The 14018-nt window shown below is 74.0% G+C and carries 11 protein-coding genes; 7 read left to right on the top strand and 4 right to left on the bottom strand.

Going from position 1 to position 14018, the window contains the following annotated elements:
* Positions 1-33: 33 nt before the first annotated feature.
* Positions 34-1368 carry a TolB family protein gene (locus tag ACFYZR_RS11520; RefSeq protein ID WP_391908382.1) on the bottom strand — a complete coding sequence of 445 codons (1335 nt, stop codon included), beginning with the start codon at positions 1366-1368 and terminating at the stop codon, positions 34-36.
* 233 nt (positions 1369-1601) lie between these two features.
* On the opposite strand from ACFYZR_RS11520, the gene ACFYZR_RS11515 reads away from it, so the two are divergent.
* From ACFYZR_RS11515 to ACFYZR_RS11505, 3 genes are all read left to right on the top strand, one after another.
* Entirely contained in the window at positions 1602-2564 is a 963-nt protein-coding gene (locus ACFYZR_RS11515; protein WP_391908380.1) for a zinc-binding dehydrogenase, read from the top strand.
* Positions 2565-2571: 7 nt separating this feature from the next.
* Positions 2572-3987 (top strand): cellulase family glycosylhydrolase, encoded by a 1416-nt coding sequence (locus ACFYZR_RS11510; protein ID WP_391908378.1) that lies wholly within the window; start codon positions 2572-2574, stop codon positions 3985-3987.
* Between the two features lie 181 nt (positions 3988-4168).
* Positions 4169-6814 (top strand): ABC transporter substrate-binding protein, encoded by a 2646-nt coding sequence (locus ACFYZR_RS11505; RefSeq protein ID WP_391908375.1) that lies wholly within the window; start codon positions 4169-4171, stop codon positions 6812-6814.
* Between the two features lie 179 nt (positions 6815-6993).
* Here the strand turns inward: ACFYZR_RS11505 and ACFYZR_RS11500 are convergent, their stop codons facing one another.
* Both ACFYZR_RS11500 and ACFYZR_RS11495 read right to left on the bottom strand, forming a co-directional pair.
* Complete coding sequence (locus tag ACFYZR_RS11500) at positions 6994-8001, bottom strand: PadR family transcriptional regulator (RefSeq protein WP_391908372.1); 1008 nt, start codon at positions 7999-8001, stop codon at positions 6994-6996.
* A complete protein-coding gene (locus ACFYZR_RS11495; RefSeq protein WP_391908370.1) occupies positions 8001-8855 on the bottom strand; it encodes a DUF4097 domain-containing protein in 855 nt (284 codons plus the stop codon). Before ACFYZR_RS11495 ends, ACFYZR_RS11500 begins: the two co-directional genes overlap by 1 nt.
* 125 nt (positions 8856-8980) lie before the next feature.
* On the opposite strand from ACFYZR_RS11495, the gene ACFYZR_RS11490 reads away from it, so the two are divergent.
* A complete protein-coding gene (locus ACFYZR_RS11490) occupies positions 8981-9805 on the top strand; it encodes a hypothetical protein (RefSeq protein ID WP_391908368.1) in 825 nt (274 codons plus the stop codon).
* 108 nt (positions 9806-9913) lie between these two features.
* Here the strand turns inward: ACFYZR_RS11490 and ACFYZR_RS11485 are convergent, their stop codons facing one another.
* Positions 9914-10093 (bottom strand): DUF6104 family protein, encoded by a 180-nt coding sequence (locus ACFYZR_RS11485; protein ID WP_126916014.1) that lies wholly within the window; start codon positions 10091-10093, stop codon positions 9914-9916.
* Positions 10094-10248: 155 nt separating this feature from the next.
* Between ACFYZR_RS11485 and ACFYZR_RS11480 the strand changes: the two genes are divergently transcribed.
* The 3 genes from ACFYZR_RS11480 (at position 10249) to ACFYZR_RS11470 (ending at position 14016) form a co-directional block, all read left to right on the top strand.
* Entirely contained in the window at positions 10249-10710 is a 462-nt protein-coding gene (locus ACFYZR_RS11480) for a CU044_2847 family protein (protein ID WP_391908366.1), read from the top strand.
* Positions 10707-12857: a trypsin-like peptidase domain-containing protein gene (locus tag ACFYZR_RS11475; protein ID WP_391908363.1), complete on the top strand. Its 2151-nt coding sequence runs from the start codon at positions 10707-10709 to the stop codon at positions 12855-12857. The genes ACFYZR_RS11480 and ACFYZR_RS11475 overlap by 4 nt, the downstream gene beginning before the upstream one ends.
* Positions 12858-13005: 148 nt before the next feature.
* The gene (locus tag ACFYZR_RS11470) at positions 13006-14016 is read left to right on the top strand and encodes an AAA family ATPase (RefSeq protein ID WP_391908360.1); all 1011 of its coding nucleotides are present in this window, start codon (positions 13006-13008) and stop codon (positions 14014-14016) included.
* The last annotated feature ends 2 nt before the right edge of the window (positions 14017-14018 follow it).

Below are 14018 nucleotides of genomic sequence, written 5' to 3'. Positions count from 1 at the left end.
GGCCCTTCGCCATCTCGTCATGGGCGCGTGCCGTCACCGGATCCGGCGGACGAAGGTGTCGTAGTACTTGTTGGTGTCGCCGGGCACGAGGTTGTCCGCGGCACTGCCGAACACCAGCGTGCGCCCGGCCAGGTCGACGTCGGGTTCGCCGGAGTGGCCGTCGGCCTGGGCGCCGTCGGCCGCGACGCTGACGCGTTCGACGGCGCCGGTCACGAGGTCCTTGGCGAAGACGTCCTCGACGCCGTTGGTGTCGCCGGGGACGAGGTTGGACGCCAGGGACGTGAAGAACACCCGCCGGTTGTCGGCGCTCATGACGATGCCGCCGTAGGAGTCCTGATCGGCCTGCGAGCCGTCGGCCGCGAGGCTCAGGCGCCGGGTGACCCCGGTGACCAGGTCCTTGGCGAAGGCGTCGTCCTTGCCGTTGGTGTCGTTCTCCACCACGGAGGCGGAAGCGGACGAGAAGAGCGCGTAGCGGCCGTCCGGGCTCAGCCCGAAGCCGCCCGTGACCGCCACGGGTCCGCCGTCGAGGGACTGGGCGCCGCGCTCGGTGCGGCCGGTGCGCAGGTCGTGCACGTAGAGGGCGCGGGCGCGCGGCCGCTGGAGCGCCTTCTGCCCGCCGGCCGGTGCGACCAGGTCGGACATGCTCAGGAAGGCGACCCTGCTGCCGTCCGCGCTGATCACCGGGTAGAGGGAGAAGCCCTCGGCCTGGGTGCCGTCGCTCATGACGCTCACCCGCTCGGTGGTGCCCTGCCAGCGGTCGCGGACGAAGACGTCCGTCTGGCCGTTGGTGTCCCCGGGCACCAGGTCGTCCCGGCTGGACGAGAAGGCGACGTAGCGGCCGTCGGCGCTGATGGAGGGGGACGAACTGTGCGCGGGTTTCGTGCCCTTGTTCTCGACGAGCACCTCGGTGCGGCCCGTCGCCCGGTCGCGGACGAAGACGTCGTAGTTGTCGCCCGGATTGCGGTTCGGGGCGAGGTTCTTCGCCTGGGAGTCGAAGACGACGTACCGGCCGTCCCCGCTGATCGCCGTGGTCCAGGACTGGTCGTCGGCCGGAGTGCCGTCGCTCGCGACGCTGGCCAGCTCGGTCCTGCCGGTGCGCAGGTCCTTGACGTAGACGCGACGGCTCTCCTTGGCCGTGCCGGGTACGAGGGTGGTGGCGCGGGACTCGAAGGTGACGAACCGCCCGTCGGCGCTGACCTTCGCACCGAGGGTCTCGGCGTTCGCCTGGGTGCCGTCGGAGGCGGTGTTGACCCGCTCGGTGCGCGGCTGGGGCCGCGCCTCGGCGGCCACGGCCGTGGCGAGGGGCAGCGCCGTCGCCAGGCTCCCCCATGCCGTCGCCACCACGGCGACACGTCTGAAGTAACGCATTGGTTGTTCCCCCTCTGGCGTTGCGTGCATATGCGCGTGGAGTACGCGGAGGAAGCCAACAGTCCGGTGGATCGCCGGTCAATGAGAAGCGAGGCCGCCTCCGCTCCGGATACGGCCGTTGCCGGAGTGAACACGTGGACGCGGAACACATCGTGACGCGGCGTGACGCGACGCGGCGCGTGTCACAGCGTCATGTGGTTTCCTCCGCCGCGCCCCGCCACTAGGTTCGGCTCATGTTCGCCGCCTACGCCGCACGCATCGACCGCGACCAGCCGCTGAACGGCCTCGATCTGGGGGAACGCCCCGAGCCCGTGGCACGCCCCGGGTGGACGGTCGTCAACGTCAAGGCCGCCTCGCTCAACCACCACGACCTGTGGACGCTGCGCGGCGTGGGGATCGGCGAGGACGCGCTGCCGATGATCCTCGGCTGTGACGCCGCGGGCGTCGACGAGCACGGCAACGAGGTCGTCCTCCACTCCGTCGTCGGCGAGACCGGCCACGGCGTGGCGCCCGGCGAGCCGCGCTCGATCCTGACCGAGCGCTACCAGGGCACCTTCGCCGAGCGCGTCGCCGTGCCCGTCTGGAACGTGCTGCCCAAACCGAAGGAACTGTCCTTCGAGGAGGCCACCTGTCTGCCCACGGCCTGGCTGACCGCCTACCGGATGCTCTTCACCAAGGCGGGCGCGCGGCCCGGGCAGAGCGTGCTGGTGCAGGGCGCCGGCGGTGGGGTGGCCACGGCGGCGATCGCGCTGGGCGCGGCGGCCGGGCTGCGGGTCTTCGCGACCAGCCGCGACGCGGCCAAGCGCGAGCGCGCCGTGGAACTGGGCGCCGAGGCGGCGTACGAGCCGGGGGCCCGGCTGCCGCACCGCGTGGACGTGGTCGTCGAGACGGTGGGCGCCGCCACCTGGTCGCACTCGGTCAAGTCGCTCAGGCCCGGCGGCACTCTGGTGATCTCCGGCGCGACCAGCGGCGACCGGCCCCCGGCGGCCGAGCTGACACGGATCTTCTTCCATGAACTCCATGTCGCGGGCGTGACGATGGGCACCAAGGACGAACTGGCCGACCTGCTCGCCTTCTGCGCGGCCACGGGCGTCCGGCCGGTGATCGACACGGTGCTGCCCCTGGACCGGGCCCGTGAGGGCTTCGAAAAGATGCACAGCGGCGATCTGTTCGGGAAGGTCGTGCTGACGGTATGAACGACGGATGCCGAAGAGACGCTCGCGCACGGCGGCGTTCCTCGCCGCGATCAGCTGTGTCCTGACCCTTTTCGCCCCCGAGGCCGCTGGGGCTCAAGCCTCGGGCGCCCCCGGCATCCCCCGTCTGACCGACGAGCACGGCCGGGCGCTCACCCTGCGGGGCTGGAACCTCGCGGACAAGGAGCACCGGGGCGAACGAGCCCTGGAGGACATCACCGAGCGCTCGCTGCGCGACATGGCCGGGCGAGGGTTCGACTTCGCCCGGCTGGCGGTCTTCTGGGACGACCTCGAACCCCGGCGCGGCGAGTACAGCGAAACCTATCTGCGAAAGATCGAACGCGTCCTGGACTGGGCGGCGAAGTACCGGGTCCGCGTGCTGGTCGACGCCCACCAGGACGTCTACGGACCGGCCTTCGGCGACCACCGGGGCATCCCCGCATGGGCCACCCGCACCGACGGGCTGCCCTACCGGCAGCACCCCGACGACTGGTTCGCCGAGTACTTCGAACCCGCCGTCCAGGCCGCCTTCGAGCACCTCTACGAGGACGCCGACCTGCGGCTCGCCCAGGCGCGGATGTGGCAGGTGCTGGCCGGCCGGCTCGCCGGACACCCGGCCGTCCTGGGCTACGACCCGATCAACGAGCCCATGGGCCGGCTGCGCCCCGGCGAGGACATGTTCACGGCAGCCCGCCGGATCGAGGCCACCCAGGTGACTCCCATGTACCGGCGCATCGCGAAGGCGATCCGCGCTGTCGACCGGAAGCACTGGATCTTCATCGAGCCCACCCCGGCGGCGGGTGAGGGCAAGCCCACCGGGCTGGGCCGGGTGGCCGACCCCAAGATCGTCTACGCGCCGCACTTCTACAACGCCGCGATGGAGGCGGGCCGCGACTACGACCCCGCGTCCGGCTGGCTGGAGGCCTATGAGGCGGCCGTCGTCCGCTACCCGCGCGAGCACCGCGTGCCCGTCGTGGTGGGGGAGTGGGGGCCGCTCGACAGCTCGCTGCCCCACATGGGCCGGTTCTACGAGGACGCCGTCGCCTCCATCGGGCGCTACGCGTCCGGGTGGGCGAGCTGGCAGTGGTGCTACGGGGAGACGTACTGCGCCATGGACCGGCAAGGGCGCTTCCGCCCCAACAAGGAGCGCACGGCCCGCCCGTACGCCCCCGCCGTGGCCGGTACTCCCGGCGCCGAGGCGTACGACCCTGGTGCGCGTTCCTACCGGCTCACCTACCGGGCCTCCCCGGGGGGAACCACCGAGCTGTCCCTGCCGTCGGCTCCCCACGGCTGGCGCGTCGCGGTGACGGGACCGGCGCGGGCCGGCACCGGGACCGTACGGCCGGGGCGGCGCGGCACGGTCCTCGTCCACGCGACGGGGCGAGTGGTCGGCGTGGTCACCGTCGTGGCCGCGCCCGGCGCGTAACGGAGTGCGCCGGAGTGGGTAGCGCACCCCGGGACTGCTGAGGATGATGGGCGCACGGGGGCGTATCCCCGTGTCCCTTGCCATGGCCGCCTGTCGTGCTGTCGTGGAAGGGGCTTGCCGGCCCGGCTCCGGGCCGTTCGGGGGGTGAAGCGTGTCCACGCCTGTACCACCATTGCCGTCCGTGGGGGACTTCGTCACGGCCTTCGAGGAGTTCGTCCTGGTGCCGCCGGGCCGTCGTGGCCCCTCCGCCCTGGTGCTCCTCGTGTCGCCGCCGGGCGGGGTCGAGGCGGAGCGGATAGCCGACGGCGAGTGCCAGCGGCTGCGGGTCCGGGGGCGGGCGCTCGTCCCGTTCGCCCGGGTCCAGGAGACGACGCGGCGCGTCGGCGTCACCTCGCACACCCACGACGTCTTCGAACAGATGGAGATGGCCCTGCACGGCAACCGGCCCGCCGGGTTCGGCCGGTTGCGGCTGCCGCGCTACGAACTCGTGCGCGCCTTCGCCGACGCGCGCACCCGGGAGACCCAAGCGCCGGTACGGGCAAAAGAATTGCGCGACAAGTGCTACGCGGAACGGTGCAAGACCTCCCTCTTCCTCAAGGCCCTCTACGCGATCAGCGGCGACGACCAGCCGCCCGCGAGCGTCCCGGGCTGGCTGTGGCACTGGGCGCGCCGGCCGCTCTTCGGCGTGCTGCCGCGCTGGCTGTACGGGCGGCGGCAGCAGCGCCGGATGATGGGCAAGAACGGCTGGTTCCGGAGCTGGGCGGGGATCCCCTCCGGGCGCGGCGACTTCTTCGCCCACCACGAGGCGGTCGTCGTCGGCCGGAACGACGCGTTGCTGTGCGCGCTGCTCAGCGATCTGGAGGATGCCGTCCAGCGCAGGCGGGCGCTGTCGCCGTGGACCCGGCGGCGCAGGAGCCGGTTCGTCCTCGTGCTGCCCCGGGCGGGGGCGCCCGGCTCGGTCACCGAGAGCGTGGTGCGGGACTTCCCCACGGCGGTCGAGCGCACGGGCAGCACGGCGGTGGTGCTGCTGGCCGTCGGCCGGGACGGCCGGGACCCCGCCCAGACCCTCGCGGCGGCCACGACCACCATCGACTCCTGGACCCGCAGCCAGGGCCGGGGCCGGGGCCGGACGGTGACCGTGGGGACGGGGCCCTACGACGGCCGCCCCGACGAGGAGGCCGAGAGCAGGCTGCGCGGCTACCCGGAGATCCAGCCCCGCAAGGTGTACTCCGACACCGCGCCGCGTGTGGAGGCCGCCGTCATGGCGGTGGCGACGGTCGCGGCGCTGTCGCTCGTCGCCCAGTTCGCGGTGGCCCGGATCGGCGCGGAGACCAGCACCGAGTGCGTCGGCGCGAGCGTCGCCATGCCGGAGTCGGCCGCTCCGGGCAAGGTCTCCGAGATCTCCCCGAAGGAGCTGTACGAGCAGGCGCTGGCCTCCATCCGGACGCAGAACGCGGAGGCCGACGCGGCGGCGAAACGCCCCAACACGGCCGTCCGCACCGTCGTCTACCTCGGGGTGCCCGCCGTCGCCGAGACCTGGAAGGAGGGCATGTACAGCGGCTCCATCCCCGAACTGCGCGGCATCGCCCTCGCCCAGGAGGCGCTCAACCGCGAGGCGTCCCGGGACGTGGCCCGCAAGGTGTGGCTGCGGGTCCGGGTCGAGGACGGCGGCCAGCAGTTCGCGAAGGCGCCCGAGGCGGCCGAGCGGATCGCCAAGGAGGCCGAGGAGGAACGGAAGAGCGGCGGAAGCCAGCAGATCATGGGCGTGGTCGGGCTGGGGCAGAGCCGGGCGGCCACCCTGAAGGCCCGGGACATCCTCGGCGCCGCCGGGCTGCCCGTGATCGGCACGGTGACGACCGCGGAGGAGATGCAGCAGCACCATATGTACCGGCAGGTGGCGCCGGACAACCGGCGTGAGGCACGTGTCGCCGCCGAGTTCGCCCGCCACGGCAATATCGTGGAGACCTCGCCCGGGGTGTGCGCGCCCGCCCGGGAGGCGGTGGTCGTCGCGGACCCGACCGACCGGTACAGCGACAATCTGCGCCGCCGGTTCGTCCAGGAGTTCAAGGACACCCGCACGATCCTCTACTCGGCGGACCCGGAAGCCCCCTTCGACCCACCGCAGGACGACCGGACCGAACGGGCCCGCACCCTGGCGGACATGGCGGCCTCCGTCTGCCGGCGGATCCGGGCCGAGCCCCGCACGGTGGTGTACTGGGCGGGCCGGGGCACCGAATTCTCCGCGTTCCTCGACGAGTTCGACAATGGCACCTCCTGCCGGGGTCATGTGACGGCCCTCGGGGGCAACGATCTGACCAGCGCCGTCGTGGACGCCCAGCAGCCCAGCAGCCGCCACTCGGGCGTACGGCTCTACTACGCGGCGCACGCCGTGCCCAAGAGTTACTGGCCCAACGAGGTGGGCCGGGCCTTCCGTACGCAGTACCTCGACGCGTACGGCAAGGACGACCTGTGGGGCAACGACGGCCGTGCCCCCGTCGCCTGGGACGCGCTGCGGCTGCTGGCCACCGCCGTGAACACCGCCCGGCAGGCCTCCGGCACCGGTTCCTTCTCGCGCGACACGGTGCAGACCGTGCTGGCGTCGGGGGGTGCCGGGGGCGGCGACGGGGTGCGCGGGGCCACCGGGACCCTGGTCTACGACCAGGGCCGGAAGGTGCCCCGGGACAAGCGGCTGCTGATCCTCCACGACACCCGGCAGGGCCCCGAGGTGGCGCTGGAGTGCGGGGTCCGCGACAGCGGGGACGAGAAGACGACGTGGGGGCCGGGGGACGCGTACGACTGCCCTCGGGATGCGGCGGACGCCCCGTAGGGGCGACGCCCGTAGGGGCGCGGGGCAGTGTCGTCATGCGGCTCCGCCGCGTGGGCGCGACCAGCCACGGGTGGCCCGCAGTTTCCCGGCTTCCGGCGGGAGCGCCTGACCGGGCGGGCCTGGTGCGCGGACGGGCGGCCGCGGGCCGTCTGTGGTTGCTCGCGCAGTTCCCCGCGCCCCTATGGGGCGCCCCGCAGCAGTGCCTCTATCTGTGCGGCGGTCGCCGCCAAATGCTTCCGGGCCGCCAGGAGTTGCTCCGGTGTCACCCCGTGATCACGCGCAGCGTCCCGCACGTCGTCGCGGAAGCGGTCCAGCAGCCGGTCCAGGTCGCGGGCCGGCTCCTTGGAGAGGGCGTCATCGGCGACCGCCCACTCGGGCAGCGGATACGAGGCGCGCAGCGGCTCGTCCTCCGCCCGCTCCACGACGATCACCTGCTCCGGCTCGTCGGCGGAGTGCCCCGAAGGCCGTCCGGCGCGCATCTGCCCCGCCAGCGTGCCGAGCTCCTTGGCCAGCGCGCTGACGCCCTCGGTGATGCCCGCCGGCCAGTCGCCGTGCCGGGCGTGCTCACGGACCTGCTCCTGGACGCGCTCGGTGATGCGCCGCACCTCCTGGCGCGCCTGCTCCTGGGCCTGCCGGGCCTGCTGGCGGGCCGTCTGGGCGTCCTGGCGGGCGCGGCGGCTCTCCTCCTTCGCCCGGCGAGCCTGCTCCTTCCACTCCTCCTTGGCCTTGCGGAACTCCTCCTTCGCCCCGGCGAAGTAATCCCCTCCGGATTCCCCGGAGCCGCCGGCCGTGGAGCCCGTACGGGCCTTCAACGCGGCCTCGCGCATCTCGCGGCGCAGATCGCCTGCGGCCCCGCGCACGTCCTCGCGGATGTCGGCGGCCAGCGCGGCGACGGACTCCCGGATCTCCAGCTCCAGTTCGGCCAGCTCGCCCCGCCGGTCGGCGAGTTCGGCGCGGCCGGCGTCGGTGATCGAATAGACCTTGCGGCCGCCCTCGGTGGTGTGGGTGACCAGGCCCTCCGCCTCCAGCTTGGCGAGGCGCGGGTAGACGGTGCCGGCGGAGGGGGCGTAGAGCCCCTGGAAACGCTCCTCCAGCAGGCGGATGACCTCGTAGCCGTGGCGCGGGGCCTCGTCGAGGAGGCGCAGCAGGTACAGGCGGAGTCGGCCGTGGCCGAAGACGGGGGGCATCAGAGGACCTTTCCCGACGCGGGGGCGTCGTCATCGGGGGACGGCGGACGGCGCAGCAGCGCGACCGCGCCGGAGACGGTGGTGATCTTGAGCTTGCCGCCGCCCGAGCCCAGCGTGCCGGTGATCCGCTTGGCGCCCCACTGGCCACCCACCCGCAGGTCCTCGAAGGCGCAGGAGACCGGGCCGCTGGTGGTGTTGGCCTCGACATCGGCGTCGACCTGCTGCGGCAGCCGGATGGCGACCTCGCCGGAGACGGTGGTCAGCGCGAGGTCGGGGGTGCGGGCGGCGCCGGCGAGGTCGATGGTCATGTCGCCGTTGACGGACTCCGCCTTGACCCGGCCGCCGGTGCCCTCGATCAGGGTCAGGTCGCCGGAGACGGAGTTGAAGCGCAGGTCGCCGCCGAGGGACTGGGCCTCCAGCCGCCCGGAGACGGACTCCGCGCGGACGTCCCCGCTGACCCCGACGAGGGTGATGTCCCCGGTGACGCCCTTGACCTCGGTGGGGCCCGCGATGCCGGAGACGACGGCGCTCGCGCCGACGACGCCGGTCTCGACGCGGGTGGCCGTGGGTACGGTCAGCGTGATCGTGGCCGAACGCTTCCACTCGCTGCGGTCGAACCACTTGAGGATGTTCTTCCAGGGCAGGTCCTCATAGGCGACCGTGAGGGTGCCGTCCCGCAAGGTGGCGACGAGCGGGGCTCCCTCGATCGCGGACAGCTCCAGCCCCGCCGGGCCGCTGTCCGTGCCCACGACATTGACGGTGCCGCCCACGATGCGCACCGCGAGCGCCGTGACGGGCTCGTCGAAGGTGAGCTTCTGGGGTGCGGCCAGTGACCACTGCGACCGGTCCGGCATTCCGGGCCTCCTCCGTTGGGCGTGCTCGCGGATACTCGCGACACAACATATCGCGTCTTCCGTAGAACACGATATATCGTGGCCCCGGGAAGTCAAGGGGCTTCCGATTGGCATAGCGTTGACGCATGTCCGCTACTGATCACAGCCCGGCAGCGGGGGTTCTGCTGCTCTGCCGGGCCGAGCCCGACCGTGTCCGTCCGTCCGCCCAGCTCCTGCGCGAGCCGCTGCTCCTCGCCCCGGCGGGGGAGGAGTGGACCGTGCTGGTCCCGGGGGAGGAGGCCTGGCACGCGGAGGACGCGACCCCGGCCGCCCTGACGGCCGAGTGGGCGCACGCCCTGACCGTCGCCGAACCCTGGCCGGCCGTGGGCCTGTGGTGGGACGCGGAAGGAGCCGGCTTCGTCGTCGCGGCGGGCTTCCGCCGCACGGTCGGCTACACCTGGCTGGCGGACGGCTCCCCGCTCGGGGAGGAGAGCGCCATGACGGCGCTGCGGGCCCGGCTGGGCCTGGACCCGGTGCTGGACGCGGAGGCGTTCGACCGGCTCACCCTGCCGGACTCCGACGCCGACGCGGCCGCGCGGGTGCTCGGGCTCGTCGCCGTCCTGGCCCGGGCCGGCCTCCACCTGCCGCCCGGCCTGGCCCCGGGTGCCGGCGCCGCTGAGCTGCGCGCGGCGGCGGAAGCGGCCCCGGAGGCGGAGCCCGTCGAGTGGCCGGGCTGGCGCACGGTGGTGCGCGACGGCCTCGACGCGTCGGAGCGGGGGCCGCTGGGCCGGTGGATACGGGGGCCGCGGGCGCGGGCGCTCGGCGCGGCGGAGATCGCGGCGGGAGTGTCGCTCTGGGCGCTCGGGCGGCGGGGCGATGGCCGCCGGGGGCTGAAGACCGCCGGTGCGGTGCTCGTCGTGGACGGGGCGCTCACCTTGGCGTACGACGTGTGGCGGTCGCGCAAGGCGTGAGGGGTCCCCGGTCCCGCCCTTCCACCGTTTCCCGGGGCTCCGCCCCGGACCCCGGTCCTCGAACGCCGGACGGGCTGACAAAGTCAGCCCGTCCGGCGTTCGGGCGTCCTACTCGTCGTCCTCGTCGTCCAGCCGCGCCAGCCACGTCGCCAGGCGCTCGACCGGGACCTCGAAGTCGGGGTTGAGGTCGACGAACGTACGGAGCTGCTCGGCCACCCAGCCGAGGGAGACCTCCTCCTCGCCCCGCCGGTTCTCCAGCTCCTCGATGCCGCGGTCGGTGAAGTACAACGTGATCTCCGTCAGGGGATGAGCCAATCGGTCCCGCCCAGGATAGGACGCGCGGGCCGACCGCCTTTGGCCACGGCCTCTCGCGTCCGTCCCGCCCGGGCACTAGCCTGCTGTGCCTGCCGCATCACACGCGGTCGACGGGGGTGGACGGGCACATGGCCGACGGGATCACTCAGGCCCGGCAGGTCCGGCTCGACGACGGCACGGTCGTCTGGGCACGGGTCACCGAGGCGCAGGAACTGGACGGGCCCAAGAACACCGGGCCCGGAGGACACGAGGACGCCCCGTACGCGGACTCCTCGTACGAAGACTCCTCGTACACCGACTCCTCCTACACGGACTCCGGCGCGGCCCGCCGCGTCGCCAATATGGCGGGCGGGCTCGCCGACACCGTCCGGGGCGTCGCGGAGTCCGTGCGGATGGGACTCGTGGCGGCGCGGCCCGACGAGGTGTCCGTGGAGTTCGGCATCGAGCTGTCCGCCAAGGCGGGCCAGGTCATCAGCCTGATAGCCGACGGCGAGTCCAAGGCCTCGATCACGGTGACGCTGCGGTGGGACGGCCGCCGGGAGGACCGGCCGGCCGCCGGGCCGGCGCCCACGACCCCCGGCGCGCCTTGAGCGCCCTGGAGGGCACCGCGCGCCGTGCCGTCGTACGCATCTCCGCGCCCGGCGGCGGGTATGACGCGAGCGGTGCCCGGTTCTGGGGGAGTGGTTTCTTCATCGCCCCGGGCTGGGCCCTGACGTGCGCCCATGTCGTGGGGAACGGGGGTGGCGACGTGCTGCGCGGAGCCACGGCCGTCGACGTCACCGACTGGCAGGGCCGCACCGCCCCCGGCCGGGTGGCCTTCGCCCTGCCGATGCCGGCCGACCCCGACGTGCCCCCCAGGCCCTGGCGGCTGCCGGACCTCGCGCTGCTGGAGGTCGAGGGCGCGGAGGGCGCCGAGTGCCTCTGGCTGAGCGACCGTTCGGCGGTCGTGCCCGCCCCGATCAGCCTCCACGGCTGGTCGATGGACATGGGCGAGCTCGGCCCGCGCTTCGGCGTGGGCACCGCCACCGGCGGGGACGGCGCCGACGGCTCGGCCATGCTGCTGCGCGGGGAGATACCCGTCGCCGGCTGCTCCGGCGGGCCCGTCGTCGACACCGCGCGCGGCGCGGTCATAGGCGTGTGCAAGGGGCGCGGCAAGGACACCGCCGGGCTGGCCGTGCCCATCACCGCGCTGCGCCGGCTCGCCGACGACCTCCCCGGCCGCGACCGGCTGCACGCCGTCATCCGCGCCCACGACCGCCACCACTACGCCCGCTACCGCGCCGTGGGCACCGGCGCCGGCTGGACCGGCATGCAGCAGGCGCTGCGGCCGGGCCCCGCGGACGGTTTCACGCCCGTCCTGCGCACCCACCTGTTCGCCCGGCTCGCGGAGTTGTCGCCGCCCGCCACCCCGGGCGAGGTCATGGCGTTGGTGGAGACCGTCAAACGCCGCGTCATCCAGGAGCCGTACCAGCCGGGCGTCGAGCACGACCCGCGCAGCTGGCGGGAGGGCGTGGGCCTGCTCTACGACCTGCGCGACGGCGGCCACGGCGGTCACGGCGGCACGGAAGCCGGCCCGGACCGCGATCTGGAGCTGGAGGCGGTGCTGCTGTACGCGGCGCGGGTCGCGGCCGCCGTCAGCCGGTTCGGGGCCCCGGACGACACCGAGCCGCTGCGCGAGCTGTCCACCTGGATCGCGACCCAGGCCGAGCCGCTGCCGGACGTCATCAGGGTGGAGATCCACCAGATCCTGCACGGGGGCTCGGACGATCCCGACGGCCCGCGCGCCCCCTCGCCGCCCGGCACGGTCGAGCTGCGCAAGCCCGAGCGTCGGGACGTGGAGCCGGGCGTGGCGGCGCCCTCCGGGGCCCGGGCCGACGTGCTCGTCCAGGTCGACTCGCTCGTCTACGGCGACCGCTACCCGTGGCGTGTGAAGCTGCTGCTGGACGGTGGCGTGGTCAACCCGCTCGTCGGCGACGAGACCGGCGTCCCCCGCGCGCGGCTGCGCGAGACGCTCCGCGAGCCCATCGCGCGGGCGCTGCGGCAGGGTGACGCCGGCGGTCATCTGGCGGAGCTGCACGTGATGCTGCCGCGTGAGCTGTTCGACGAACCGGTGGACGCCTGGCGGCTGTCGCCGCCCGGCGCCGACGGCGGCGGCATCGACCCGCACACGCTGCCGCTGGGACAGCGCCGGGTGGTCGTCGTCCGGGACCGCCGCCGTCGCGACGAGCCCCCGACCCCGGAGTGGCACCAGCGCTGGGACGGCATCTCCCGGGGCCCGCTGACGGCCGTGCCGCTGCGTCGCGAGGCGCCCCTCAAGGGCCACGGCGGGCCCGGCCGGGAGGGCGGGCACGCGGCGTACGGCAGGCTGTCGTTCGCGGCGGACTCCGCCGTTCCGGTCTACTGCGGCGAGGCGGCAGCCGGCGCGGGCGCCACGGCCATGGAAGCGGCACTGGCTGCCGGGCACGCGGTCGTGATCTGGCGACGATGCGCCACGGGGCACACGGATTGCGCCGAATTCCACCGCCGCGTCTCCCTGCTGGTGGACGAGGCCCGTACCGCCGGGGGACTGCCCCAGCTGATACGCAGCCTCCGGATCGCCTGCGCCGACCCGGAGGCCCCCGACCCGGAGGCGGAATGGGCGCGCTCGATAGCCCTGCTCTACGACTCGCCGCTCCATCCGCCGTCGCCCGGCGAGCCGCTGTGCGCCCCGCTGCCCAGACCCGGGGGCGCGGCGTGACGGCGCGTCAATTGCGCGTACGGAGGCGGGTGAAGAGGGGTCGGCAGGGCGGCCCCCGGACGGTACCGTCGGGCGGGGGCGGGCCGTGTCGGGGCCCCGGGCGGCACCGTCGGCCTCACGGTCACCCACCAGCTACGAGGAGCCCAGTGTGAACGATTGGCGGATCTACCGGGGAGCCGGGCTGCCGCACGACGGAATCCGGCGGCTGCCGCCGCCCCCGCCCTGGCGGGACTTCGCCTCCTCGGGCCCCGACACCGGCGCCGAAGCGGACCCGAGCGCCGCCCGCCGCCTCGGCGTGCTGCGCCGCCTGGTGGAGAACCACCACCCGCGCCCCGAGGAGGTCGAGGCGGTCAACGCCGCCCTGTACCTGCGCCGCCCGCTCCTCGTCACCGGCAACCCCGGAACGGGTAAGTCCACGCTCGCCCACGCCGTCGCCCATGAGCTGGGCCTCGGCCGGGTGCTGCGGTGGCCCATCGTCAGCCGCTCCACCCTGCGCGACGGCCTCTACCACTACGACGCCATCGCCCGCCTCCAGGACGTCCAGCTGGAGCGGGCCGGCGGCGAGGGCACCGGCGCCGCCCGCCGCTCCATCGGCTCGTACGTCCGGCTGGGCCCGCTCGGCACGGCCCTGCTGCCGGTCGCCCAGCCCCGGGTGCTGCTCGTCGACGAGCTGGACAAGGGCGATCTCGACCTGCCGAACGACCTGCTGAACGCCCTGGAGGAAGGGGAGTTCAGACTTCCGGAGCTGGAGCGGATCGCCGATCTCGAACCCGAGGTCGAGGTGCTCACCGACGACGGCGGCCGGGCCGTGATCCAGGGCGGCCGGGTACGCTGCACCACCTTCCCGCTGATCGTCCTCACCTCCAACGGCGAACGCGACTTCCCGGCCGCCCTGTTGCGCCGCTGCGTCCAGCTGGAGCTGGAGGCGCCGGGCGAGGAGCAGCTGACCGCGATGGTCCGGGCCCACCTCGGCGACGACGCCGTGACCGACGGCGACGAGCTCATCCAGCGCTTCCTGGACCGGGAGCCCGGTGAGGTCATCGCCGCCGACCAGCTGCTCAACGCCCTCTTCCTCACCCAGCACGCCCCGCGCACCGAGCGCGTCACCCGCGACCGGCTCGCGGACATGCTCATGCAGCCCCTCGACCGCCCGAGGTGATG

This window comes from Streptomyces sp. NPDC001678 (genome assembly GCF_042892945.1).
In the GTDB taxonomy this organism is placed as follows: domain Bacteria; phylum Actinomycetota; class Actinomycetes; order Streptomycetales; family Streptomycetaceae; genus Streptomyces.
Note: the sequence above shows the minus strand (reverse complement) of the source record. Positions and strands in the feature narration are given on the sequence as shown.

Bases quoted from the DNA above. Each gene is read 5' to 3' on its own strand.
- ACFYZR_RS11520 (WP_391908382.1), bottom strand. From the start codon at position 1,368: ATGCGTTACTTCAGACGTGTCGCCGTGGTGGCGACGGCATGGGGGAGC.
- ACFYZR_RS11515 (WP_391908380.1), top strand. From the start codon at position 1,602: ATGTTCGCCGCCTACGCCGCACGCATCGACCGCGACCAGCCGCTGAAC.
- ACFYZR_RS11510 (WP_391908378.1), top strand. From the start codon at position 2,572: ATGCCGAAGAGACGCTCGCGCACGGCGGCGTTCCTCGCCGCGATCAGC.
- ACFYZR_RS11500 (WP_391908372.1), bottom strand. From the start codon at position 8,001: ATGCCCCCCGTCTTCGGCCACGGCCGACTCCGCCTGTACCTGCTGCGC.
- ACFYZR_RS11495 (WP_391908370.1), bottom strand. From the start codon at position 8,855: ATGCCGGACCGGTCGCAGTGGTCACTGGCCGCACCCCAGAAGCTCACC.
- ACFYZR_RS11490 (WP_391908368.1), top strand. From the start codon at position 8,981: ATGTCCGCTACTGATCACAGCCCGGCAGCGGGGGTTCTGCTGCTCTGC.
- ACFYZR_RS11480 (WP_391908366.1), top strand. From the start codon at position 10,249: ATGGCCGACGGGATCACTCAGGCCCGGCAGGTCCGGCTCGACGACGGC.